Below are 21,917 nucleotides of genomic sequence, written 5' to 3'. Positions count from 1 at the left end.
TCAGAAATCGGTGCGCACGGAAAGAGCATCGCATACATGCCGGCCGCAACCGCAGCGATGCGCCCGGCCCAGACAAAGACGCCCGGCACGAGGCCGGGCGCTGGAAATCTGGCTATCGTCGACGCGATCAGGCGGCCTTCTTGGCGCCGAAGGTCGGGTCGAGCTCGCCCTTGGCGTAGCGCTTGGCCATTTCGGCGAGCGTGATGACGCGCTTGATCTTCGAGGCCTGGCCGGCCGTGTTGAACTCTTCCAGCCGCTTCTTGCAGAGCGCAGTCATCGCCTCCATGGCGGGCTTCAGGTACTTGCGCGGATCGAACTCGCCGGGATTCTCGGACAGGATCTTGCGGATCTGGCCGGTCATCGCCATGCGGTTGTCGGTGTCGATGTTGATCTTGCGGACGCCGTGCTTGATGCCGCGCTGGATCTCCTCGACTGGCACGCCCCAGGTCTGGGGCATCTTGCCGCCATACTGGTTGATGATGTCCTGGAGGTCCTGCGGAACGCTGGAAGAGCCGTGCATGACGAGGTGCATGTTCGGCAGCTTCTTGTGGATCTCCTCGATGACGTTCATCGCCAGGATCGCACCGTCGGGCTTGCGGGTGAACTTGTAGGCGCCGTGCGAGGTGCCCATGGCAATGGCGAGCGCATCGACCTTGGTCTCGGCGACGAACTTCACCGCTTCGTCGGGGTTGGTCAGGAGCTGGTCATGGCTGAGCTTGCCCTCGAAGCCGTGCCCGTCCTCCTTCTCGCCCTCGCCGGATTCGAGCGAGCCGAGCACGCCGAGCTCGCCCTCGACCGAGATGCCGCCGAGATGGGCCATGTCGGTGACCGTCTTGGTGACGCCGACATTGTAGTCCCAGTCGCCAGGGGTCTTGCCGTCGGCCTTGAGCGAGCCGTCCATCATGACGGAGGTGAAGCCGGCCTGGATCGCGGTCATGCAGGTCGCCGGCTCATTGCCGTGGTCGAGATGCACGCAGACCGGGATATGCGGATAGATCTCGGTGACCGCGTCCATCATGTGCTTGAGCATGATGTCGTTGGCGTAGCTGCGTGCGCCGCGCGAGGCCTGGATGATGACGGGCGCGTCGGTGGCATCAGCCGCCGCCATGATCGCCAGCGCCTGCTCCATGTTGTTGATGTTGAAGGCGGGCACGCCATAGTCGTTCTCGGCGGCGTGGTCGAGCAACTGGCGAAGCGTGATACGGGCCACGATTGGCACTCCCCTTTGGCTAATCGATATGAGCTTGGATGTAGTGCGTAAGCACCACCGGCGCAAAACTAAAGCGCTGACATGCTGAAAATGCGAAGGGCCGCTCCGTCGCCGGGCGGCCCCTGAAAAATAGTCGGAATCAGGCCTTCCGCAGCGCCTCGACGCCCGGCAGAGCCTTGCCTTCCATCCATTCGAGGAAGGCGCCGCCCGCCGTCGAGATGTAGGACAGGCTGTCCGCGACGCCGGCATGGTTCATGGCCGAGACGGTGTCGCCGCCGCCAGCGACCGCAACGAGTTTGCCTGCCTTGACGTGCTTGGCCGCGGCCTTGGCGACAGCGACGGTCGCGGTGTCGAAGGGCGGCAGCTCGAAGGCGCCGAAGGGGCCGTTCCAGACCAGCGTCTTAACCTTCTCAAGCCGCAGCACGACCTCGGCGATGCTGAGCGGGCCGGCATCGAGGATCATCTCGTCCGGCTCGACTTCACCGACCGGCACGACCCGGTAACTGGGATGCGCCTTGAATTCGCGCGCCACCAGCGCATCGACGGGGAGCAGGATCTCGCAGCCGGCGGCCTTGGCCTTGGCCTCGATCTCACGGGCGGTGTCGAGCAGGTCATGCTCGCAGAGCGACTTGCCGACGTCGACGCCGCGGGCGGCGAGGAAGGTGTTGGCCATGCCGCCGCCGATGGCGAGCACGTCGACCTTCCTGACGAGGTTGCCAAGCAGCTCGAGCTTGGTCGAGACCTTCGCGCCGCCGACGATCGCCATCACCGGGCGGGCGGGATTGTCGAGGCCGGCGGAAAGCGCCTCCAGCTCGGCCTGCATGGTGCGCCCGGCATAGGCCGGCAGCACATGGGCGAGGCCCTCGGTCGAGGCATGGGCGCGGTGCGCGGCCGAGAAGGCGTCGTTGACGTAGATATCGCCATTGGCGGCGAGCGCCCTCACGAACTCGGCGTCGTTCTTCTCGTCACCGGCGTGGAAGCGGGTGTTCTCCAGCAACAGCACATCGCCGTTCTTGGCAGCAGTGACGGCCTTGGCGACATCATCGCCGATGCAGTCGTCGACAAAGGTGACGGGGCGGCCGAGCGCCTGCTTCAGCGCCGGCACGATCTGTTTCAAGCTGTTCTTGTCGTCGCGGCCCTTGGGGCGGCCGAAATGGGCGAGCAGGATGACCTTGCCGCCTTTGTCGGCGATCTCGCGGATCGTCGGCAGAATGCGGTCGATGCGGGTGGTGTCGCTGACCTTGCCGTCCTCCATCGGGACGTTGAGGTCGACACGGACGAGGACGCGCTTGCCTGCAAGATCGGCGTCGTCGAGGGTGCGGAAGGCGGTCATCGCGTCAGCAGGCTCCCGAACAGGCCGGGGACGCCGAATTTTAGCACCACGATGGTGAGCGCGACAGTCAGAGCGGCCGTTACGATGGCGGTCAAAAACAGCGTGCCGGCGCGCGGCGTGGCATCGACGCGGTCGCGCAGGGCGGAAATCTCACCGCGGATCGCGGCGAAATCCATCGTGCCGGCGGCGGCGTCGACCTTGTGGGCGCTGCGTTCCAGCGAGGCCTCGGCGCGGGTCAGGACGGCTTCGTAGCGTGCGAACTTCTCCTCGATGCGCGCGGCCTTCTCCTCGATGCGGGAGAGCTGGTCGAGCTGGCGCGGATCGGGCTTCGCCGCGGCCTCGGCGGAGGACGGCACGGCGGAGCCGACGACGATGGCGGGCGCGGGGGATGCAGGCATCGCGGCTGCGGGAGCGGGGCTGAATGCGGGGGGCGGCGTCACGGCGGGTGCCTCGACAGGCACCGGGGACGTGACGGTCGGCTCGATCTTGGCCATGGGCTCTCCGTAGCGTGGCGGAAATGGCGGGGCCGCGCCACGGGCGGCGCGGCCCCGCTTCAGTGATGGATCAGAGCAGGGCGCCCATGGCGACGGCCGTGTCGCTCATGCGGTTCGAGAAGCCCCACTCGTTGTCGTACCAGGACAGCACGCGCACGAACTTGTCGTCCATGACCTTGGTCTGGTCGAGGGCGAAGGTCGAGGAATGCGAGTCGTGGTTGAAGTCGATCGAAACGTTCGGCTGGTCGGTGACGCCGAGGATGCCCTTCAGCGCGCCGCGCTTCGACGCCTTGATGATGGCGTCGTTGATCTTCTCGACCGACGTCTTGCGCTTGGCGAGGAACTTGAAGTCAACGACCGAGACGTTCGGGGTGGGAACGCGGATCGAGGTGCCGTCGAGGCGGCCCTTGAGATCGGGGATGACGAGGCCGATCGCCTTGGCGGCGCCGGTCGAGGTCGGGATCATCGACATCGCGGCGGCACGGCCGCGGTAGAGATCCTTGTGCATGGTGTCGAGCGTCGGCTGGTCGCCGGTATAGGCATGGATCGTGGTCATGAAGCCCTTGTCGATGCCCACGGCGTCATGAAGCACGCGCACGACCGGCGCGAGGCAGTTCGTGGTGCAGGAGGCGTTGGAGACGACGAGGTGATCCTTGCTGAGCTCGCCATGGTTGACGCCGTAGACGACGGTGAGGTCGGCGCCGTCGCAGGGGGCCGAGACCAGCACGCGCTTGGCGCCGGCCGCCAGATGCGCGGCCGCCTTCTCCCTGGTGGTGAAGATGCCGGTGCATTCCAGCGCGATGTCGACGCCGAGCGCCTTGTGAGGCAGGTCCTTGGGGTCGCGGATCGCGGTGACCTTGATCGGGCCGCGGCCGACATCGATCGTGTCGCCGGAGACGGTCACGGTGCCGGGGAAGCGGCCGTGGACGGAGTCGAAGCGGAAGAGATGGGCGTTGGTCTCGACCGGGCCGAGATCGTTGATCGCGACGACCTCGATGTCCTTGCGCTTCGACTCGATGATCGCGCGCAGAACGTTGCGCCCGATGCGGCCGAAGCCGTTGATCGCCACCTTAACCGTCATCTCTTCCTCTCCTTCGCCGAGCGAACCGGCGTGAGCCGTCGCTATCCACGCGGGCAATTCGGCCAAAGCATGGCCGAACGCAAGGCCTCTGTTGGGAAACTCAGCTTTTCGCCCGAAGAATCAGGCGTTGTGCTGCTTCAACGCGGCTTCGGCGACGGCTTCCGCCGTGATGCCGAAATGCTTGTAGACGTCCTTGTAGGGGCCGCTCGCCCCGAAGGAGTGCATGCCGACGAATGCGCCGTCATGGCCGATCACCGCATCCCAGCCGAAGCGCACGCCGGCCTCGACCGCGACCTTGACCGGCGCCGAGCCGATGATCGCGGCCTGGGTGGCCTCGTCCTGCTGGAGCAGCAGCTCGAGCGAGGGCACCGAGACGACGCGGGCGCGCACGCCCTTCTCTGCGAGCAGCTTGCGGGCGGCGACCGCAAGCTCGACCTCGGAGCCCGAGGCGAAGAGCGAGACCTGGGCCTTGCCGCCCTCGGCCGCGAGCAGTTCGTAGGCACCTGTAGCCGAGCGGTTCTTCGGGGAGGCGTCGGTGCGTAGCTGCGGCAGGTTCTGGCGCGAGAGTGCCAGCACCGTCGGCCCGTCCGTGCGTTCCAGCGCTGCCTGCCAGGCTTCCGCCGTTTCGATGGCGTCGGCCGGGCGGAAGACGCGCATGTTCGGCATGGCGCGCAGCGAGGCGATCTGCTCGACCGGCTGGTGGGTCGGGCCGTCCTCGCCGAGGCCGATCGAGTCATGGGTCATGACATAAATGACCGGCAGCCCCATCAGGGCGGCGAGGCGCATCGACGGGCGGGCATAGTCGGCGAAGACCAGGAAGGTGCCGCCGGCGGTGCGGAAGCCGCCATGCAGGGTGATGCCGTTCATCGCGGCGGCCATGCCGTGCTCGCGGATGCCATAACGGACATAGCGGCCCTTCGGGGTCTTCGGCGTGAAGTCCTCGGCCGCCTTGGTGCGGGTGTTGTTCGAGGGCGTCAGGTCGGCCGAGCCCATCACCAGCTCGGGCATGACCGGAATGATGGCTTCCAGCGCCAGCTCCGAGGCCTTGCGGGTCGCGACGGCCTGCGGCGCGGCGATCAGCCCCTTCTTGTGGGCGAGGATCGCCTTGTCGAGCTTGGCGGGAACCGTGTGGCCGAGACGGCGCTCGAACTCGCCGCGCTTGCGCTCGGAGAGCGCACCGAAGCGGAGGAGCCAGTCCTTATGGGCGAGATGGCCGGCCATGCCGTAGCTGCGCCAGGCCTTCAGAACATCGGCCGGAACGTCGAAGGGGCCGCCGGTGATGCCGAGATTCTTCTTGGCTGCGGCGAGCTCATCGGCGCCCAGCGCCTCGCCATGGGCCTTCGAGGTACCCTGCTTATGCGGCGCGCCGAAGCCGATGATGGTCTTGCAGGCGATCATCGTCGGCTTGCTCGACTTCTGGGCGCGGCGGATCGCAGCCTCGATGGCGTCGGGGTCATGGCCGTCGACGCGCTCGGAGCGCCAGCCGCAGGCCTTGAAGCGCGCGACCTGGTCGACATTGTCGGTGATGGTCAGCGGGCCGTCGATCGAGATGCCGTTATCGTCCCAGAAGACGATGAGCTTGTTGAGCTTCTGGTGGCCTGCAAGCGCGATCGCCTCCTGGCTGATGCCCTCCATCAGGTCACCGTCGGACGCCAGCACATAGGTGTGGTGGTCGGCGACCTTCTTGCCGAACTCGGCGGCGAGCATGCGCTCGGCCATCGCCATGCCGACGGCGGTGGCCAGACCCTGGCCGAGCGGGCCGGTTGTGGTCTCGACGCCCTTGGTCTCGAAATTCTCGGGGTGGCCGGGCGTGACGGAGCCGAGCTGGCGGAACTTCTTGAGGTCGTCGAGCTCCATGCCGGGCGTGCCAGTGAGATAGAGCAGGGCGTAGAGCAGCATCGAGCCATGGCCGGCCGAGAGCACGAAGCGGTCGCGGTCCGGCCAGCGCGGATCGGCGGCATCATACTTCATCACGCGGGTAAACAGCACGGCGGCGACGTCGGCGGCGCCCATCGGCAGGCCGGGATGGCCGGACTTGGCCTTCTCGACGCCGTCCATCGCCAGGCCGCGGATGGCGTTGGCGAGCTTGTCGTGCTGGGCGCGGTCGATGCTGGTCATGATGGTCTCACAGGGCTCCGTCGGGCGGGCGGGAGGGCCAGGGCCGGCCAGCGCGACAGCAGGCCGGTGAGGAGGGAAGGCAGTCTTGCAGCCGCTTTTGGCGAGCTTGGAAAGGACGGGTGGATTAGGCCCGGCGCTCCCTTCGAGTCAATTCGCGGAGGAAGGCTTTCAGGGTCGCAGGCTCCGCTTTGCCGCGGTTTTCCGCAGATGGCGCGTCAGCCGCGGCGGGCAAGCCCTTGCGGGGGCGCGATTCCGCAGCTTGAGACCGATTCCTGTTTTCCGGCATTTTGCTGTAAATTCAGGCACGAATCGTGTGAGCCGGCTTCGGTCTGAAAGGAGAACGATGGTGGCGAGCCTGATGCTGGACAATGCGCTGGCGCGCCTCGACAGCGCTCTGGGGCAGCTCGAGGCGGCGGCGCGGCGGCGGATCGAGGCGGAACGCGGCCGGGGCAATCTCGAAACCGAGCTGGCGCTGATGCAGGACGACCGGGCACGGCTCGCGGCCGATCTCGACGGTGCAATGGCGCGGCTCGGCCATGTCGAGACTGCGGCCGCCGATGTCGACCAGCGGTTGCTGCGGGCGATGAACGTCATCAGCGCAGTGATCGAGCGGGTGCAGGCGCAGCAGCCGGCAGAGCCCGAACCCGAGCACGAGGCGAGCTAAAGCGGAAGGCAGGAGAACGAATGCCGCAAGTTAACGTCATAATCGCCGGCAAGGCCTACCGCATGGCATGCGGCGAGGGCGAAGAAGCCCATCTCGAAGGGCTGGCTCAGTTCTATGACGAGAAAATCGGCGAGATGCGGCAGGCCTTCGGCGAGATCGGCGACATGCGGCTGCATGTCATGGCCGCGCTGATGGTCGCCGACGAGGTCCATGAGTTGAAGCAGCGGCTGGCGAAGATCGAATCCGACCTCGCCGCGACGCAGGGCGATGCGGGTGCGGCCGACCAGCGCCTGAGCGAGGTCGAGGACCGCGCGGCGGAAGCCCTGGTCGCAGCGGCCGAGCGGATCGAGGGCGTCGCGAAGAGCCTGCTTCCGACTGTTGCGGGCTGATGAACATCAGTCGTGCTCGGGCTTGACCCGAGCATCTCCGACCGAAGAAGGCTCCGCAGCTTTGTCCTGCTGGAAATTCTCTGCCCGCGCTTCGCTCCGCCCGAGAATGCGGGCATCGATAATGAAAAAGCCCCGGACGTTGCCGTCCGGGGCTTTTTCTTGTGCCGCTCAGGCCGTGATCAGACGCCCGGGGCGCCGCCGGCGCCGTCCAGCACTGTGACGGAGCGGCGGTTCTGCGACCAGCAGGAGATGTCGTTGCAGACCGCGACCGGGCGCTCCTTGCCGTAGGAGATGGTGCGCATGCGGTTGGCCTGGATGCCGCGCGAGGCGAGGTAGTCGCGCACCGTCTGGGCGCGGCGGGCGCCGAGAGAATAGTTGTATTCGCGGGTGCCGCGCTCGTCGGCGTGGCCCTCGACCGTGAAGGTGTAGCGCGGATAGCGCTGCAGCCAGCCGGCCTGCTTGTCGAGGGTGGCGGTGGCGGTCGAGGTCAGGTCGGTGGAGTCGGTCTCGAAGAAGACGCGGTCGCCGACATTGACGACGAAGTCCTGCGCGCTGCCCGGCGTGGCGGCGCCACCGGCACCGAAGCCCGAGGCGTCGGCGTTCTGGTCCTTGGCGCAGGCGCCGAGCGCGAGTGTGGCGGCGATGGCGGCGGCGAAACGGACGGAACGGCCGCCGGCGAAGAGAGTGGTCATCATGGCTGAACTCCGGGCGATCAAAATTTGTGGCGGCGCGCTTCGAAGAGGGCTTCGCGTGGCTCCCATCAATGAAGCGTCAACCTAAACGAGACCTTGCCAGAACAAGGCGAAGTGGCGGCATTGCGGCGTATGGTTAACCAATCATGGCGAAAGATCTTTGTGCGCCCGGCTGTGGCCTCGGGGACACAGGCGGTCGGAGCGGGTTTTCGAAAACGCTGGAAGCCGGCCGTGAACATCGGCCGGGGCGCATCCGCTCCCGATCCATCTGAGACATTTGAAAGACCGGTATCGGCGACCAGGTTTGGCCCTTTTCTGGCGTTCAGGACGGCCGCTTTCAGACAATCCGATTTGCAGCGTGCCTGACGGAGCCAGAACAGGAGTTCTTGGGCCAGAGTACGGCTCCCAGGCGCGAACGAAGATCGTCGCGGCGCTCCCTCCCCAGATCAGGTCAGGCGGCTTGTTGCCCCGTCAGTCGCCGCCGAACTCCACGCGTTGATGGGGGGCGGCAACAGGAGTATCCTGCTGTGATCAACCCTAACGTGAGAGTGCGTGTCGGCGGGCACCAATTCCTGGAAAGTCGGACGTGCAACAGCGCGCGCTCGCTGCCCCGGGGAGCACCTTAGCTTAATCGCCTTCCGCCACGCTGCGCTAGAATACTCGAACCTGAGCAGAATTTCCGAAGATGCATAGCCGCAACGGGATGCTTCACCCCCGGTATTGCCTGGTCGATCCCTAACATTTTGTCTCGGTAAGCGTCCCAGCACCATGAGGTTCAATATCTTGTGAAGAGGGAGCATCAAATGTCGCGCACCCCGGAAGAAGACACCGGCTCTCAGCCGGAAATGCGCCTGCTCGATCGTCGCAACTTGCTGCTCGGCAGCACCGCGATTGCCGCCGCTTCGGCTCTTGGCTCTGCCACCTCAATTCGAACCGCCCAGGCACAGCAAGCGGCGGGCCAAAAGCCGAATATCCTGTTCATCATGGGAGACGATGTCGGATGGTTCAACATCGGCGCCTATCACCAGGGCATGATGGCCGGCAAAACGCCGAACCTGGATAGGATTGCCGCCGAGGGGATGCGCTTCACCGACTATTATGCGGAGGCAAGCTGCACGGCCGGCCGTGCCAACTTCATCACCGGACAAATACCGCTGCGTACCGGCCTCACAACCGTGGGGCAGGCGGGCGCGGATGTCGGCATGCCTGAACAGTCGGTTACGGTAGCGACCGTCTTGAGATCAATGGGTTACGCGACTGGACAGTTCGGCAAGAACCACCTGGGCGACCTGAACAAATATCTACCAACGCTGCACGGCTTCGACGAATTCTTCGGCTACCTGTACCATCTCGACGCTATGTCGGATCCATACTGGTTCAGTTATCCTCAGGACTGGATCGACAAGTACGGGCCGCGCAACATCGTACATTCCTACGCGACCGATACTGACGACCCCACCGTGATGCCGCGCTGGGGCAAGATCGGCAAACAGCGGATCGTGGACGAAGGACCGCTCCCACCTTTCCCCGAGATGGGCGCTGATCACCAGAACTGGCAAAAGGGTCGGCCAGCCAAGTACAATATGCAGACCTTCGATGCTGTGCTGGTCGAGAACAGCAAGCGCTTCATGGACCAGGCGAAGCAGGCCGGAAAGCCGTTCTTCATTTGGCATAACACGACGCGCATGCACATCTTCACGTATCTGTCCCAGAAGTACCAAGCGAAGATGACCCCGCAGAGCGGTCTCGGTCTGGAAGAGGCGGGCATGGCGCAGCTTGACGACGACGTCGGCGACCTGCTCAAGCACCTCAGTGATATCGGCGTTTCCGACAACACCATCGTCATCTTCAGCACTGACAATGGCGCGGAAGTGTTCACCTGGCCGGATGGCGGCATGACGCCGTTCCGTGCCACCAAGGGGACCGCGTATGAGGGCGGCTTCCGTGTGCCCTGCCTCATTCGCTGGCCAGGCAAGATCAAGCCAGGCACGGTCGAGAACGGCATCTTCTCCGGCCTTGACTGGCTGCCAACGCTCGCGGCCGCTGCGGGAAACCCGAATATCACCGAGCAGCTTCTCCGCGGCGTGCAGCTCGGCGACCGGAGCTACAAGAACCATCTGGACGGCTACAACCAGATGGATGTGTTGACCGCTGCCGGCCCGTCGAAGCGGCATGAGATCTTCTACTTCTCCGAGGCAAATCTCGGCGCTATTCGTATCGATGACTTCAAGTTTCAGTTCATGCAGCAACCATATGGCTGGCCCGGTGAAAAGGTGACAACTGATCTCCCGACGATCGTCAACCTGCGTTGGGATCCCTTCGAGCGGACGCCGTCGATCCGCGGCGAGACGCTGAATAATGCGGCTGGCGGCTACATGAACGACTTCATGGCGCGCGAATTTTGGCGTTTCGTGCAGGTGCAGGAGCGGGTGGCGGACCTAGCGCGAACCGCAATCGAGTTTCCGCCCATGCAAGCACCCGCCTCTTTCAACCTTTCTGCGGTAAAGGAGAAGATCGACGCGGCCATGCGGTCGCACGAAGGGCAGTAGGCAACGACGGCACCGGCTATCATCGTCCTGACCGGAATCTGTCGAGTAAGCGCGCTTTCGAACACTCCTGCCGGCCGAGCCCGGCAGGAGTTTTTGCATACGGACAGCACCGTCAACTCCCCACCCATTTTGGACATCCGCTGCGCCGGGCTCCCCCCCTTCCACAGCCAATAAAAAAGCCGCCCGGCGTAGGCCGGGCAGCTTGCAAAGAACGGATGCGGCGTTCGCTTCGGCTTCAGCGCTGGCCGCTTAGCAGCGGCGACCAGGTCGGGTCGGAGGCGAAGGCCGGGGTCGGGACGGGAACCTCGACGCGGCCGGTGATGTCGACCATGTAAAGCTTCCCTCCGGATTGTCCGCCCGGATCGCGGAAGAACATCAGATACTGGCCGTTGGGCGCCCAGTTGGGGGCTTCGTTGTGGAAGCCTTCGGTCAGGATGCGCTCGCCCGAGCCGTCCGGACGCATGACGCCGATGGCGAAGCCGCCGCTGCCCTGGCGGGTGAAGGCGATGAGGTCCCCGCGTGGCGACCAGGAGGGCTGCGAATAGCGGCCCTGGCCGAAGGAGATGCGCTGGGCGTCGCCGCCGCCGGACGACATCACGTAAAGCTGCTGCTGGCCGCCGCGGTCGCTCTCGAAGACGATGCGGGAGCTGTCGGGGGCGTAGGAGGGCGAGGTGTCGATCGCCGCCGTCGAGGTCAGGCGCGTCGTCGAGCGCGAGCCGATGTCGATGGCGTAGAGATTGGCGTTCCCGCCCTGCTGCAGCGAGAGCACGACCCGCTGGCCGTTGGGCGCGAAGCGCGGGCTCGAGCTCATATCGGGGAAGTTGCCGACGATCTGGCGCTGGCCGGTCTCGATGTTCAGCACCTGCACGCGGGGCTGCTCGCCCTGGCGCTGCGACATGAAGGTGACGTCCTGCGAAACCGGCGAATAGCGCGGCGTCACCACCGAGGTATCGCCATTGGTGAGATAGCGCACATTGGCGCCGTCCTGGTCCATGATGGCGAGGCGCTTGCGGCGCGTCTCCTTCGGGCCGGATTCATCGACGAAGACGACGCGGGTGTCGAAGAAGCCGCCGAGCCCGGTGACCTTGCTGAAGATCGCATCCGAGATGATGTGGCCGACGCGGCGGGCATTGCTCGGGTCGGTGAAGTATTGCTGGCCGTCAGTCTGCGTGCCGGTGGCGACATCCCAGAGCCGGAATTCCGCGCGGATGCGGCCGGCCTCGCGCGCGACGCGGCCGGTGACGAGCGCCTGCACGCCGCTGGCCTTCCAGGCGTCGAAGCGGGGCGCGGAGTCGAAGGGCGGGTTCGGTTCCGGGAAGCGGCTCTTGTCGACCGGCGTGAAGTACCCGCAGCGCTTGAGGTTGTTGGTGATCACGCCGGAGACGAGGACGCCGCCGTCGCCGGCGAAATCGGCGATGGCGATCGGCATGGGCTGGAAGGCGCCGCCCCGCAGGTCGATGACGAGCTCGGCCTTGGCCGCGGCGGGCACCATCAGGGCGGCGCCGGCGGTGGCGAGGAGGCGGCGGCGCGTCGGCGCGGCCGTCAGGAAGGGGAGGGGGCTAATGTCGATCATCGGGGTCACATGACGTCCCTTGCGTCGAAATTGACGACGACGTCGCGCCAGTCGTCATAATAGGCGGCGAATTGAGCCGGAATGCGCAAAGGCGCGCAGCGGCGGGTGGCGGTCAGCGCCGAGTCGGCGGCGACACGGAAGAGCGGGTCGGACGAGGAGTTGATGACGCCCGGCTGGCCGGCAAGCGAGCCGTCGGTGTTGAGCTTCATCCGCACGGACGGAACGATGTTGCCGTTGCCATGGGCGTTGGCGAGAGCGATCGGCACGTTCCAGCACTTCAGCAACTGGTCCTGGATGATGCCGACGAGCTGGGCGCGCAGCGAGGGGCTGAGTTTCTGCGCGGCGCCGCGTTCAGTACCGAGCGAGGCGGTGCGATTGACCTGCGGTGCCGATGAACCAGAGGACTGCGCCTTCTCCTTCGACTGCAGCAGACGCTCGATGTCGCTGGCATTGAAGTTCTTGGCGATCTGCGCCTCTTTCTTCGCCTTGGCCTCGGCCTCCTGCTTGGCCTTGGCTTCGGCGGCGAGCTTCGCCTTCTGCTCGGCCTCAGCCTTCGCCTTGGCGGCGGCTTCCGCGTTCTCCTTGGCCTGCTTGTCAGCTTCGGCCTTGGCGAGCGCCTCGGCCTTGGCCTTCGCTTCGGCGACGCGCTTGGCAGCCTGGGCTTCGGCTTCCGCCTTGGCCTTGGCGGCGGCCTTCGCCGCCTCCTCGGCCTGCTTCGCCTTGGAGGCGAGCTCAGCCTCCTCGGCGAGCTTCGCCAGCTCCTCGCGCTTCTGCTCGGCTTCGCGAGCGGCCGCGGCCTCGCTTTTCTGCGGGGGCTGCTTGGCGGGCTCCGGCGGCTTGGTTTCGGGCTTCGGCAATTCGACCGGGCGGGCCGGCGGCGGCGGCGTCGAGGCGTTGTCCTCGGCGACCTTCAGCTCGGGCGGGCGCGAGGGCGGGGCAGGCGTATCGGTCTTGGCCTCGCCGGCTTCCTTGCGCTCGACGACGTCGGACTGGCGCTCGGCGCGCGGCGTCGGCTGCGCCTGCACCTTTTCGGCGCTGCGCTCGCCTCGCGTAATCTGATTCAGCGCGTTGGGATCGATGATCTCGACGGCGATCGCCTCCTCGTTCTCCGGTAGCGGCGTCGGCGCCGAAAACGCCAGCAGCCCCGCGACGAGGACCGTCACGTGGCCGAGCGCCGACACCAGCATGCCAGGTTCGGAGGTCGTAAGCTTCACGCCCTGAACATCCCTACTTCTCGTCGCTCTCAGCGGCTCGCCGGCTCGGTGACCAGCGCGACCCGCTTGAAGCCGGCCGAGGTGATGGTCGACATCACCGAAGCAACCCGGCCGTAATCCACCTGCTTGTCGCCGCGCACATAGATGCGCTCGTCGAAGCCCTGCTTGGCGAGGCCCTGCAGCTTGCTGACAAGGTCCGGCTCCAGCGTCGGCTGGTCCTGCAGGAAGATCTGCCCCTTGCTGTCGATCGCGATGGTGATCGGCTTCTGATCGACATTGATCGGCTTGGCGCCGGTCTGCGGCAGGTCAAGCGGCACGCCCGTCGCGATCAGCGGCGCGGCGACCATGAAGATGATGAGCAACACCAGCATGACGTCGATGAACGGCGTCATGTTGATCTCGGCGATGGCGCCGTGGCGGCGCCCGCGGCGGCCCCGGCGGCCGGCGCCCTTCGCGGCTGTAGCGGCGGACATGCCCATGATTCAGCCCCTCACGCCGCCATCCGCTCGTCGATCTGCCGCGACAGGATCGCGGAGAACTCGTCGGCGAAGGCTTCGAGCCGGCCCTGAGCCTTGGCGACCTCGGCCTGGAGCTTGTTGTAGGCCATCAGCGCGGGAATTGCGGCGAAGAGGCCGATCGCGGTGGCGAAGAGCGCTTCGGCGATGCCGGGTGCGACCACTGCGAGGGAGGAATTCTTGGAGACCGCGATGGCGGTGAAGGAGTGCATGATGCCCCAGACCGTGCCGAAGAGGCCGATGAAGGGGGCGGCCGAAGCGATGGTGGAGAGCACCAGGAGCTTCGATTCCAGCCGCTCGGTCTCACGCTGGATGGTGACGTCGAGCACCTTGTCGATACGCTGGGAGAGGCTGGCGACGGAGCGGCCGCCATTCTCGAAGGATCGTTTCCACTCGCGCATCGCGGCTACGAAGACCGCAGCCATGTCGTTAACCGGCTTGCCGGCGAGGTCGCGATAGAGCTCCTCCAGCGAGCGGCCGGACCAGAACACCTCCTCGAAGGCGTCCATGTCGCGCCGCGTGCGCCGATAGAGCAGCGTCTTGTCGATGATGATCGACCAGCACCAGATCGAGGCGCCGATCAGGCCCATCATCACCAGCTTGACGACGATGTGGGCATGCCAGAACAGCGTCCAGAACGACATGTCGATCTGTGGCGCGGCCTGCGCGACGTCGGCGGGGTTCATCCTGTCATCCTTCTCAACCAGGCGGTACGCCGGTAGCCCGAACCTGCAAGGTTCATAGCCCCGGCTCCAAACCCCGCCGCTCGCGTCGCAGGAGACCCACGCCGCCGCCCGTTTCGCGATCGGGGAAATGCCGTACCCCGTCAATCGCGCGCGAATTCGGCGAAAGATGGGCCGAAACGGGGTTTCCCACGAAACGCATGCTCCAAGAGGAGTTAAGCATCCGGCAAGGTTAATGTCGGGTATACGCCCCGTGCGATGCTGCGATGACGGGCCCCGGCGGCGATGGGGAGCGCTCGTCAACCACGGCGTGAGCGCTTGATTCAGCTGCTCCGCTGCAAGTAGCGGCCAGCATTCCCTGCAGATGTCCCGCGCGGGCTACGAAGACAAGGCCCGGGGAACATGTCCGGAAACGGCGCTGATCCGTCCTGAGCGCGGTCCGCCGGCGCCATCCGAGACGCCCTTCGGCCGGCAGGGCCGAATCGGCCCCTCGGAGTTCGCCGAGCCCCGGGTGGGCGCGGCCGCAATCACGACAGGCAAGAATCGGGGCTGAAACTTATCTCGGAACGCTCTACGACTGTCGTCGCGGAATTCATCCGCGACAAGACACCAGCATTGACCCGGAGTTGCCTTTTTTCAGCGGAGAGGTTTCCTATGTCGAAGCACATTGGTCTGATTGTTGCCATTTCAATCGCGGCGGGTCTGGCGGGTTGCGCCACCTACCCCGAAGTTACCAGCCAAACCGTGATCGTTGCAGGCGTCGGTCCCGTCGAGATCGAGCGCCTCAATGTCCGTGTCGTGTCGATCGATCGGCCCAACCGTGAGGTGACGGTCGAGCAGCGCGGCTACAGGTGGCTTGTTCAAGTCCCGCCAGTGTTCGGCAATCTCGAAAATCTGCGGGAGGGCGACTCGGTCGACATCAGCCGTGTCGAAGGTGTGGTCGTCGAGGTCAGGCCGAACCGGCGAGGGGCCAAGCCCGGGATCACCTATACGGAAATCGGGGCCAGCTCGACTTTCCAGAACCTGCCGGAGCGGTTCGTCGCCCGATCGGTGACGCTGACGGCCAAGTTCGAGCGCTTCGATGCGGCCAGCGGCGTGGTGAGTTATGTCGGCCCCTTCGGTCCGCGCTCGATCACCGTGGTCGACCCTGCCGTGAAGGCGCGGCTGCAGAAGTTCAAGCGCGGCGACATGGTGGATCTCAGCTTCGAGGAAGCCTTCTACATCACGCTCAAATAGCGTCTGGTCGCATGGGCCGCCTGCCCCGGGGGCGGGGCAGGCCGAACTGCCTGGGCGAGGAGACGTGTCCGGCCGCGCCCGCGCCTGGCGAATGGTTGCGACGAAGCCGCGGCCGAAAAGAAAAGCCCGCCCCGGCGGACCGGGGCGGGCGCGATAGAGGCTCGGCTCAACTGCCGCGTCAGGCAGCGTCAGGCTGGGCCGGAGGATTGGCCGGCGGGTTGTTGCGGCGGTCGGCCATGAACTGGTCGAACTCGGCCTTGTCGCGGGCCATGCGCAGGCGGCCCAGGAAGTCGTGGAACTCGCGCTGCTCGTCTTCGAGCCGGCGCAGCGTCTCGGCGCGGTACTCGTCGAAGGCGCGGTTGCCGCTGGAGGGGCCGCCGCGGCCCCAACCGCCGAAGCCGCCGAAACCGCGACCGTCACGACCGGCCATGCGCTCGCGCATGCGGTCCATCTTGTCCTGCAGGCGGTTCATCCGGTGCTCGTAACGGTCTCCTGCGTACCCACAACCCATGCGTCCACTCCAGAAAAGAAAGGCCAGGGTCGCCAGACCCAGGGGCCAGAACATGATGAAGCCGAGAACCGCGAGGGCGATCCAGGCTCCCTTCCCATATTCGTCCAACTTCTCGACGATCGGCATTGCTCCCTCTCATGACAAGACGTGAATGTAAATCACATTTACATAAATGCGCGCGACACTGCCGGTTGTCAAGAAGTCGGCCCGCGGAAAAGAATTAGTCGGGCTTGGCGGCGCCTTTGCGGCCGATGCCGAGGCCCTGGAGATAGATCAGCATGCCGGCCTCCAGCAGCTCGGCCGCCGACATCGGCAGGGGCCGGCGCCCGCCATCGGCGCGGCCGAACAGGGCGGCGACGCCGTGCGACATCGCCCAGACATGCAGTGCCATCATCAGGGCTGGCGGGCGCTCGCCCTGCGGCAGTTGGGCGATCAGCGCCTCGGCCGCCTGGCGCAGACCGGCAAAGGCCCGATCGGCCGCCGCACGCAGCTCGGGGCTGGCATCGAGCGGCACGCCCGCCTCGAACATCGCCGAATAATAAGCCGGTTCATCATGGGCGAAGGCGAGATAGGCGCGCCCCAGCCGGTGGAAGGCGGTTTCGGGATCGGGCCGGCCTTGATCCCAGGCGCGGGCGAGGGCGGCCTCGAAGGCCTGGAAGCCGCGCGCCGCGACATCGGCCAGCAATTCGTCGCGGTCGCGGAAATGGCGATAAGGCGCGGCCGGGCTGACACCGGCCATGCGCGCGGCCTCGGCGAAGGTGAAGCCGTTCGGCCCCTTCTCGCCGATCAGCCCGAGCGCGGCCCGCACCAGTTCCTCCTTGAGGTTGCCGTGGTGATAGCCGCGGGGCGTTTCGGGTCTGTCGCGCTTCCAGCTCATGTTAAGAGCGCTAACATGCGGGCGGGCCCCGCGTCGATGGGCGGATGCGGCATCGTCAGACGTCGAGCATCAGGCGCTTGCGCAGGCCGTCCGGTATGCGCCGGGCCCGGCCGCCACCGACGCAGGCGACAGTCACCCCGGCGGTGATCAGCTCATCCTCGCCGCGCAGCACGCGCTGCTCCAGATCCATGGTGGCGCCACGCGCTACGACACAGCGCGTCTCGATGGTGAGGAGGTCATCCATCACGGCGGGGCGCAGGAAGTCGATCGTCATCTTGCGCACGGCAAAGCCCAGCGCGGTCTCGCCGTCGAAGAGTTCGCGCTGCTCGATGCCGAGCGCGCGGATCAGCTCCGTGCGCCCGCGCTCCATGAAGCGCAGATAGGAAGCGTGGTAGACCACGCCCGAGAAATCGGTGTCTTCATAATAGACGCGGACAGTGATCTGATGGGGGCTGGTCATGGAGGCCGGCATATAGGCGAGACGCATCGCGAGCAAATACCCGCGGGAACAAAAGCGTGGCCTGGAGCATGATCGGGGGGGCGGGGGAACAACGCTACGGAGATATCCATGTCGTTATCGGCCAAGGCACTCGAACGACTTCTCGACAAATCCGAATTCGATCTTGTGGGGCGCACGCGGCGCGGCAAGCTCGCGGGCGAAAAGGACGACGGGCTGCGCGATCTCGCACGTATCCTGCGCGAGAAGCGCGACCGCGCGCGAGACATCGCCCGGCAGCAGCGCCGCGAGTTCCGCGGCAAGGCGCCGCCGCAAGGTACGCGGCCGGCTTCGGACAATCACGGCACCAAGGCCAAGGCCGATGCGCTGACGGTGGCGCTGAAGCGCGTCGGGGCGGAGCAGACCCGCCGGGCCGACAAACTGCGCGCGCCGAGCCAGCGCAGCCTCGCCCGCAAGGCGCTCGCCCTGAAGCAGCGCCAGAGCGCGCTGGAACGCCCGAAGAGCCGCACCGCCGGCAAGGGCATGCGACCGGTCGAGAATCCGAAGGCCGCGAAATCCGGCGCGCTCAAGGATGCCGGTGCTCGCCCCGCCATGATGCGCGCGAAAATGGCGCGCCGTAGCGGCTGATCAGTCGGCGCGTTCCGATGACACCCTGGGGGCTCGGAGTTTTCGGTAAAGCCGAGCCCTCATCCTGAGGAGCCGCGGCACGCGGCGTCTCGAAGGATGCTCCAGAGAGTTTCTGAGCCTCCCGAAACATCCTTCGAGACGCCATTCCTGGCGGAATGGCTCCTCAGGATGAGGGCTCGGGGTGTTTTCTACCGAGCTCAGCGCTTGCAGGGCTTGTTCATGAAGGAGCCGCAGTCATAGGGCTGCGAGAGCTGCTCGCGGATCGAATAATCCTTGCCCTCGAAGCGGTTGACGATGTCGTCGATGCGCCAGCCGCCATTCTCCCTGATCACCTGGAACTGGACGGTGACGGGCTTGCCCAAGCTGCGGAAATTGGCCAGCACGGTCGCCTTGCCCGCCGCGACGGGAATCGTGTCGAAGCTCAGCTTCTTGATCTCGCCATCCTGGCCGTTGAGGAAGGGGTCGGCGCCGATCTGGCCCATATCGCCGCTTTCATCCTGATAGAGGTCGTCGCGGGCGAAGAGCGCGGCCAGGCTCTTGCTCATCAGCTTGTCACGGTGGGGCGGCCGCCAGGCCGGCGGCGGGGCCTTGCCCTTGGCTGCGAGCGTTTTGGCCGTGATAGCGTAGCCTTCTTCCACCGGCCCGCGCGGAACATCGTCGTCGGCTCTGGCCGAAACCGCAAGGACAGCGAAAAGGCCGGTCAGGGCGAGCGCGAGCGCGAAATTCCAAAGGAGCCGTTTCACGCCTCATCCTCGTCGTTTCCGAACAGCCCGAACTGCGCCGTTTCGCGTGAGGGCTCGGGCATGCCGAGATGGCGGAAGGCATGAGGGGTCAGCAGCCGCCCGCGCGGCGTGCGCTGGATGAAGCCCTGCTGGAGCAGGAAGGGCTCGATGATCTCCTCGATCGCGTCGCGCGGCTCGGAGAGCGAGGCCGCGATCGTCTCGATCCCGACCGGGCCGCCGCCGAAATTGATGGCGACCGTCGTCAGGTAGCGCCGATCCATCTGGTCGAGGCCGATGGCGTCGACATCGAGCAGCGACAATGCCTTGTCGGCGACTTTGCGGGTGACGATCGGGTCGCCGTCGACGATGGCGAAATCGCGTACGCGCCGGAGCAGCCGTCCGGCGATGCGCGGCGTGCCGCGCGAGCGCTTGGCGATCTCGTTGGCGCCATCATCGGACATCGGCACGCCGAGCACGCGGGCGCCGCGGGCGACGATGCCCTGCAGTTCCTCGACCGTGTAGAACTGCAAGCGAATGGGGATGCCGAAGCGGTCGCGCAGCGGCGTCGTCAGCAAGCCGGCGCGGGTGGTGGCGCCGACGAGCGTGAATTTGGGCAGGTCAATCTTGACCGAGCGCGCCGCCGGGCCTTCGCCGATGATGAGGTCGAGCTGGTAATCCTCCATCGCCGGATAGAGGATTTCCTCGACGGCGGGGTTGAGGCGGTGGATCTCGTCGATGAAGAGCACGTCGCGCTCTTCGAGATTGGTGAGCTGGGCGGCGAGGTCGCCGGCCTTGGCGATGACCGGCCCGGAAGTCGAGCGGAAATTGACGCCGAGTTCGCGCGCCACGATCTGGGCCAGCGTCGTCTTGCCGAGGCCGGGCGGGCCGACGAAGAGAACGTGGTCGAGGGCGTCACCCCGACTCTTGGCGGCGTTGATGAAGACCTGGAGATTGGCGCGCGCGGCCGCCTGGCCGGTGAAATCGGCGAGCGAGAGGGGCCGCAGCGAGGTTTCGCTGTCGTCGTCGCGCTTGTCGGCGGAGAGGAGACGAGGAGGACTAGTCATTCTTTTTTTTCACGAAGAATTTCGTGAAATATACGCTTGTCGTCCTGCGCTTGCATACCTTCTTCATATCCTACAGCCTCGAACCACACGCTAGGCCAAGCATTCCATCTATCGTCAAATTTAAGTCCACCCCAGGCGTCTTCATAAGAAGATGACAAGTTTGGAAATCTCACCCGAGAAGCGTTGTGGGCCGATATAAAAAAATCACGTAGTATATTTATCGATATAGGGTTGATTTCGACGTTCTCATAGCCGTAGCGCCAGAGTTCAAACGCGCTCTTTTTTCGTCCAGCGCTATTTTTCCCATCTATGGAGCGTAGGTCATCAGATAGATCGCCTGCGTTTGTCGGTCCGATTGGCGGAGTAGAGGCGATTAGTTCCTGATCTTGCAATGGCAATGAATTATACAGTTCACTGATAATGTGGCCGTGTATGACATTTTGATTTATTTTATATGCAAAAAATTTCAGAATAATCTCTACTGATAATGAATACATAATTATGTTCGAAGGTATCAGTATATGCTCGGGATAATCTGCAAATTTAATGCTTTGTGTTAAGCGCTCTCCAGCAAGGAAAAATTGAACGGCACTGGAAAGCATATGCTTTTCATCGACCTTCACTTCGCCAGCTCCTTGAGCCTCAGCTTGATGAGTTGTGTCGTGGCGGCGTTGCCTCCGCCCGCCTGGCCGGTGAAGTCGGCGAGCGAGAGCGGCCGCAGCGAGGTTTCGCTGTCGTCGTCGCGGCGTTCGGCCGTCAGCAACCCGGAGCGCTTGGGGTCGCTCACAGCGCCATCTCCAGTTCGAGCGCGTCGTGGATCGGAATGTCCTTGTAACCCGTCTTGATGATCGTCGGCACGACCGAGCGATAGGCGTCGATGGCTTCGAGATAAAGCCCCGAAAGGCGAAAGCCGCGGCGCTGATAGAAGGTCATGCCGGGCATGTTGTCGTTGGTCAGCATGGCCTTGAGCTTCTTCGCGCCCGCTATCCGTGCGGCCGCGATGACGGCGTCGAGCATCTGGATCGCCACGCCTTCGCCGGGACGGAGCGAATGGAGCGCGCAGAGATAGGCGGTGTCGCCTCTCGCCGTCCAGCTCGCCAATGCCGCCGTCCTGCCATCGCGCTCGAACAAGCCGAGCGCGTCGATCTCGGCGACGTCATAGACATGCAGGTCGATCATCATGCTGTGCGAGCCCCAACTCGCCAGCATGATGCGACACAGCTCGGTCTTGTCGGTGACGATGCGCAGTTCCAGCTCGTCGGGCGGTGCGCTCACTTCGCCAGTTCCTTTAGACCCAGCTTGATCAGCTGGGCCGTGCCGGCACCGTCGCCGGCCGCCTTGGCGGCAGCCGCCACGGCGACCACGGCCTGGGCCTGAGGATAGCCGAGATTGGCGAGAGCCGAGACGGCGTCGGCAATGGGCTGCGGCAGCTTCCTGTCTTCTAGTGCGCCCGAAAGCTGGACGACCCCGGGGTCGATATGGCCGAAGGCCGGCGCCTTGTCCTTGAGCTCGGCGCAGAGCCGCTGGGCGAGCTTGGGGCCGACGCCGGGCGCGCGGGCGATCGCGGCCTTGTCGTTGGTGGCGATGGCGGTCGCGAGGCTGCCGGGATCGAGCGTCGAGAGGATGGCGAGCGCGACCTTGGCGCCGACGCCCTGCACCACCTGCATCAGCCGGAACCAATCGCGCTCGACGTCGGACATGAAGCCGTAGAGGCGGATCGCATCCTCGCGGACATGGGTCTCGATCGAGAGCGCTGCCGCCTCGCCGGGCTTGGGCAGGCGTTGGAGCGTGCGCGCCGAGCACTGCACGACATAGCCGACGCCCTGCACGTCGATGATGACGTGGTCCTCGCCGTAGGAATCGATCAGGCCCTTGAGCTTGCCGATCATCGTGTCTGTCCCCCGGCCG

Annotated in this window: 24 protein-coding genes; 5 read left to right on the top strand and 19 right to left on the bottom strand. The window is 65.4% G+C overall.

Going from position 1 to position 21,917, the window contains the following annotated elements; translation table 11 throughout:
- Positions 1–127: 127 nt before the first annotated feature.
- From fba to tkt, 5 genes are all read right to left on the bottom strand, one after another.
- The gene (fba, locus tag AB4Z16_RS04830) at positions 128–1,210 is read right to left on the bottom strand and encodes a class II fructose-bisphosphate aldolase (protein ID WP_038359656.1); all 1,083 of its coding nucleotides are present in this window, start codon (positions 1,208–1,210) and stop codon (positions 128–130) included.
- Between the two features lie 139 nt (positions 1,211–1,349).
- On the bottom strand, positions 1,350–2,543 hold the full coding sequence (locus AB4Z16_RS04825) for a phosphoglycerate kinase (protein ID WP_441510208.1): 1,194 nt from the start codon (positions 2,541–2,543) through the stop codon (positions 1,350–1,352).
- Positions 2,540–3,037 carry a hypothetical protein gene (locus tag AB4Z16_RS04820; RefSeq protein WP_441510207.1) on the bottom strand — a complete coding sequence of 166 codons (498 nt, stop codon included), beginning with the start codon at positions 3,035–3,037 and terminating at the stop codon, positions 2,540–2,542. The genes AB4Z16_RS04825 and AB4Z16_RS04820 overlap by 4 nt, the downstream gene beginning before the upstream one ends.
- Positions 3,038–3,107: 70 nt before the next feature.
- Positions 3,108–4,118, bottom strand: coding sequence for a type I glyceraldehyde-3-phosphate dehydrogenase (gene gap, locus AB4Z16_RS04815; RefSeq protein ID WP_441510206.1), 1,011 nt, complete (start codon positions 4,116–4,118; stop codon positions 3,108–3,110).
- A gap of 120 nt (positions 4,119–4,238) precedes the next feature.
- A complete protein-coding gene (gene tkt, locus AB4Z16_RS04810) occupies positions 4,239–6,236 on the bottom strand; it encodes a transketolase (RefSeq protein WP_441510205.1) in 1,998 nt (665 codons plus the stop codon).
- A gap of 343 nt (positions 6,237–6,579) precedes the next feature.
- Here tkt and AB4Z16_RS04805 point away from each other — a divergent pair, with 343 nt between their 5' ends.
- Together AB4Z16_RS04805 and AB4Z16_RS04800 are read left to right on the top strand one after the other, a co-directional pair.
- On the top strand, positions 6,580–6,900 hold the full coding sequence (locus tag AB4Z16_RS04805) for a DUF4164 family protein (protein WP_441510204.1): 321 nt from the start codon (positions 6,580–6,582) through the stop codon (positions 6,898–6,900).
- A 20-nt stretch (positions 6,901–6,920) separates the two neighbouring features.
- Positions 6,921–7,289: a cell division protein ZapA gene (locus AB4Z16_RS04800; protein ID WP_441510203.1), complete on the top strand. Its 369-nt coding sequence runs from the start codon at positions 6,921–6,923 to the stop codon at positions 7,287–7,289.
- Between the two features lie 179 nt (positions 7,290–7,468).
- Here AB4Z16_RS04800 and pal read toward each other — a convergent pair whose 3' ends face one another.
- Entirely contained in the window at positions 7,469–7,981 is a 513-nt protein-coding gene (pal, locus tag AB4Z16_RS04795; RefSeq protein ID WP_441473018.1) for a peptidoglycan-associated lipoprotein Pal, read from the bottom strand.
- Between the two features lie 803 nt (positions 7,982–8,784).
- Here pal and AB4Z16_RS04790 point away from each other — a divergent pair.
- On the top strand, positions 8,785–10,530 hold the full coding sequence (locus AB4Z16_RS04790; protein WP_441510202.1) for an arylsulfatase: 1,746 nt from the start codon (positions 8,785–8,787) through the stop codon (positions 10,528–10,530).
- Positions 10,531–10,765: 235 nt separating this feature from the next.
- Here the strand turns inward: AB4Z16_RS04790 and tolB are convergent, their stop codons facing one another.
- The 4 genes from tolB to tolQ are packed head-to-tail and all read right to left on the bottom strand — an operon-like array spanning position 10,766 to position 14,518.
- The gene (gene tolB / locus AB4Z16_RS04785) at positions 10,766–12,103 is read right to left on the bottom strand and encodes a Tol-Pal system beta propeller repeat protein TolB (RefSeq protein WP_441510201.1); all 1,338 of its coding nucleotides are present in this window, start codon (positions 12,101–12,103) and stop codon (positions 10,766–10,768) included.
- A gap of 5 nt (positions 12,104–12,108) precedes the next feature.
- Positions 12,109–13,317 carry a cell envelope integrity protein TolA gene (tolA, locus tag AB4Z16_RS04780; RefSeq protein ID WP_441510200.1) on the bottom strand — a complete coding sequence of 403 codons (1,209 nt, stop codon included), beginning with the start codon at positions 13,315–13,317 and terminating at the stop codon, positions 12,109–12,111.
- Positions 13,318–13,346: 29 nt separating this feature from the next.
- The gene (gene tolR, locus AB4Z16_RS04775; protein ID WP_441510199.1) at positions 13,347–13,796 is read right to left on the bottom strand and encodes a protein TolR; all 450 of its coding nucleotides are present in this window, start codon (positions 13,794–13,796) and stop codon (positions 13,347–13,349) included.
- An 11-nt stretch (positions 13,797–13,807) separates the two neighbouring features.
- A complete protein-coding gene (gene tolQ, locus AB4Z16_RS04770) occupies positions 13,808–14,518 on the bottom strand; it encodes a protein TolQ (protein ID WP_441510198.1) in 711 nt (236 codons plus the stop codon).
- 651 nt (positions 14,519–15,169) lie between these two features.
- Between tolQ and AB4Z16_RS04765 the strand changes: the two genes are divergently transcribed.
- Positions 15,170–15,751, top strand: a complete 582-nt coding sequence (locus tag AB4Z16_RS04765; protein ID WP_441510197.1) for a hypothetical protein — start codon at positions 15,170–15,172, stop codon at positions 15,749–15,751.
- Positions 15,752–15,929: 178 nt separating this feature from the next.
- Here AB4Z16_RS04765 and AB4Z16_RS04760 read toward each other — a convergent pair whose 3' ends face one another.
- From AB4Z16_RS04760 to ybgC, 3 genes are all read right to left on the bottom strand, one after another.
- Positions 15,930–16,388, bottom strand: a complete 459-nt coding sequence (locus tag AB4Z16_RS04760; RefSeq protein WP_441510196.1) for a DUF2852 domain-containing protein — start codon at positions 16,386–16,388, stop codon at positions 15,930–15,932.
- A 94-nt stretch (positions 16,389–16,482) separates the two neighbouring features.
- A complete protein-coding gene (locus AB4Z16_RS04755) occupies positions 16,483–17,139 on the bottom strand; it encodes a TetR/AcrR family transcriptional regulator (protein ID WP_441510195.1) in 657 nt (218 codons plus the stop codon).
- A gap of 55 nt (positions 17,140–17,194) precedes the next feature.
- Entirely contained in the window at positions 17,195–17,599 is a 405-nt protein-coding gene (gene ybgC / locus AB4Z16_RS04750; protein WP_441510194.1) for a tol-pal system-associated acyl-CoA thioesterase, read from the bottom strand.
- 108 nt (positions 17,600–17,707) lie between these two features.
- On the opposite strand from ybgC, the gene AB4Z16_RS04745 reads away from it, so the two are divergent.
- The gene (locus AB4Z16_RS04745; protein ID WP_441510193.1) at positions 17,708–18,223 is read left to right on the top strand and encodes a hypothetical protein; all 516 of its coding nucleotides are present in this window, start codon (positions 17,708–17,710) and stop codon (positions 18,221–18,223) included.
- Positions 18,224–18,420: 197 nt separating this feature from the next.
- Here the strand turns inward: AB4Z16_RS04745 and AB4Z16_RS04740 are convergent, their stop codons facing one another.
- Genes AB4Z16_RS04740 through ruvA form a run of 6 tightly spaced genes read right to left on the bottom strand, consistent with a single transcriptional unit; the run spans position 18,421 to position 21,898 of the window.
- Positions 18,421–18,966 carry a DUF3828 domain-containing protein gene (locus tag AB4Z16_RS04740; protein ID WP_441510192.1) on the bottom strand — a complete coding sequence of 182 codons (546 nt, stop codon included), beginning with the start codon at positions 18,964–18,966 and terminating at the stop codon, positions 18,421–18,423.
- The gene (ruvB, locus tag AB4Z16_RS04735; RefSeq protein ID WP_441510191.1) at positions 18,963–20,009 is read right to left on the bottom strand and encodes a Holliday junction branch migration DNA helicase RuvB; all 1,047 of its coding nucleotides are present in this window, start codon (positions 20,007–20,009) and stop codon (positions 18,963–18,965) included. The genes AB4Z16_RS04740 and ruvB overlap by 4 nt, the downstream gene beginning before the upstream one ends.
- Positions 20,006–20,632, bottom strand: coding sequence for a hypothetical protein (locus AB4Z16_RS04730; protein WP_441510190.1), 627 nt, complete (start codon positions 20,630–20,632; stop codon positions 20,006–20,008). The genes ruvB and AB4Z16_RS04730 overlap by 4 nt, the downstream gene beginning before the upstream one ends.
- Positions 20,629–20,796 carry a hypothetical protein gene (locus AB4Z16_RS04725; RefSeq protein ID WP_441510189.1) on the bottom strand — a complete coding sequence of 56 codons (168 nt, stop codon included), beginning with the start codon at positions 20,794–20,796 and terminating at the stop codon, positions 20,629–20,631. The genes AB4Z16_RS04730 and AB4Z16_RS04725 overlap by 4 nt, the downstream gene beginning before the upstream one ends.
- Positions 20,793–21,284, bottom strand: a complete 492-nt coding sequence (locus AB4Z16_RS04720; RefSeq protein ID WP_441510188.1) for a GNAT family N-acetyltransferase — start codon at positions 21,282–21,284, stop codon at positions 20,793–20,795. The genes AB4Z16_RS04725 and AB4Z16_RS04720 overlap by 4 nt, the downstream gene beginning before the upstream one ends.
- Positions 21,281–21,898, bottom strand: coding sequence for a Holliday junction branch migration protein RuvA (gene ruvA / locus AB4Z16_RS04715; RefSeq protein ID WP_441510187.1), 618 nt, complete (start codon positions 21,896–21,898; stop codon positions 21,281–21,283). The genes AB4Z16_RS04720 and ruvA overlap by 4 nt, the downstream gene beginning before the upstream one ends.
- Between the last annotated feature and the right edge of the window lie 19 nt (positions 21,899–21,917).

This window comes from Allobosea sp. TAF32, assembly GCF_052113585.1.
Lineage (GTDB): Bacteria > Pseudomonadota > Alphaproteobacteria > Rhizobiales > Beijerinckiaceae > Allobosea.
The sequence above is the reverse complement of the archived record's forward strand: the minus strand, read 5'-3'. Positions and strand labels throughout refer to the sequence as shown.

Bases quoted from the DNA above. Each gene is read 5' to 3' on its own strand.
- AB4Z16_RS04825 (WP_441510208.1), bottom strand. From the start codon at position 2,543: ATGACCGCCTTCCGCACCCTCGACGACGCCGATCTTGCAGGCAAGCGC.
- AB4Z16_RS04820 (WP_441510207.1), bottom strand. From the start codon at position 3,037: ATGGCCAAGATCGAGCCGACCGTCACGTCCCCGGTGCCTGTCGAGGCA.
- gap (WP_441510206.1), bottom strand. From the start codon at position 4,118: ATGACGGTTAAGGTGGCGATCAACGGCTTCGGCCGCATCGGGCGCAAC.
- tkt (WP_441510205.1), bottom strand. From the start codon at position 6,236: ATGACCAGCATCGACCGCGCCCAGCACGACAAGCTCGCCAACGCCATC.
- AB4Z16_RS04805 (WP_441510204.1), top strand. From the start codon at position 6,580: ATGGTGGCGAGCCTGATGCTGGACAATGCGCTGGCGCGCCTCGACAGC.
- AB4Z16_RS04800 (WP_441510203.1), top strand. From the start codon at position 6,921: ATGCCGCAAGTTAACGTCATAATCGCCGGCAAGGCCTACCGCATGGCA.
- pal (WP_441473018.1), bottom strand. From the start codon at position 7,981: ATGACCACTCTCTTCGCCGGCGGCCGTTCCGTCCGTTTCGCCGCCGCC.
- AB4Z16_RS04790 (WP_441510202.1), top strand. From the start codon at position 8,785: ATGTCGCGCACCCCGGAAGAAGACACCGGCTCTCAGCCGGAAATGCGC.
- tolB (WP_441510201.1), bottom strand. From the start codon at position 12,103: ATGATCGACATTAGCCCCCTCCCCTTCCTGACGGCCGCGCCGACGCGC.
- tolR (WP_441510199.1), bottom strand. From the start codon at position 13,796: ATGGGCATGTCCGCCGCTACAGCCGCGAAGGGCGCCGGCCGCCGGGGC.
- tolQ (WP_441510198.1), bottom strand. From the start codon at position 14,518: ATGAACCCCGCCGACGTCGCGCAGGCCGCGCCACAGATCGACATGTCG.
- AB4Z16_RS04765 (WP_441510197.1), top strand. From the start codon at position 15,170: ATGTCGAAGCACATTGGTCTGATTGTTGCCATTTCAATCGCGGCGGGT.
- AB4Z16_RS04760 (WP_441510196.1), bottom strand. From the start codon at position 16,388: ATGCCGATCGTCGAGAAGTTGGACGAATATGGGAAGGGAGCCTGGATC.
- AB4Z16_RS04755 (WP_441510195.1), bottom strand. From the start codon at position 17,139: ATGAGCTGGAAGCGCGACAGACCCGAAACGCCCCGCGGCTATCACCAC.
- ybgC (WP_441510194.1), bottom strand. From the start codon at position 17,599: ATGACCAGCCCCCATCAGATCACTGTCCGCGTCTATTATGAAGACACC.
- AB4Z16_RS04745 (WP_441510193.1), top strand. From the start codon at position 17,708: ATGTCGTTATCGGCCAAGGCACTCGAACGACTTCTCGACAAATCCGAA.
- ruvB (WP_441510191.1), bottom strand. From the start codon at position 20,009: ATGACTAGTCCTCCTCGTCTCCTCTCCGCCGACAAGCGCGACGACGAC.
- ruvA (WP_441510187.1), bottom strand. From the start codon at position 21,898: ATGATCGGCAAGCTCAAGGGCCTGATCGATTCCTACGGCGAGGACCAC.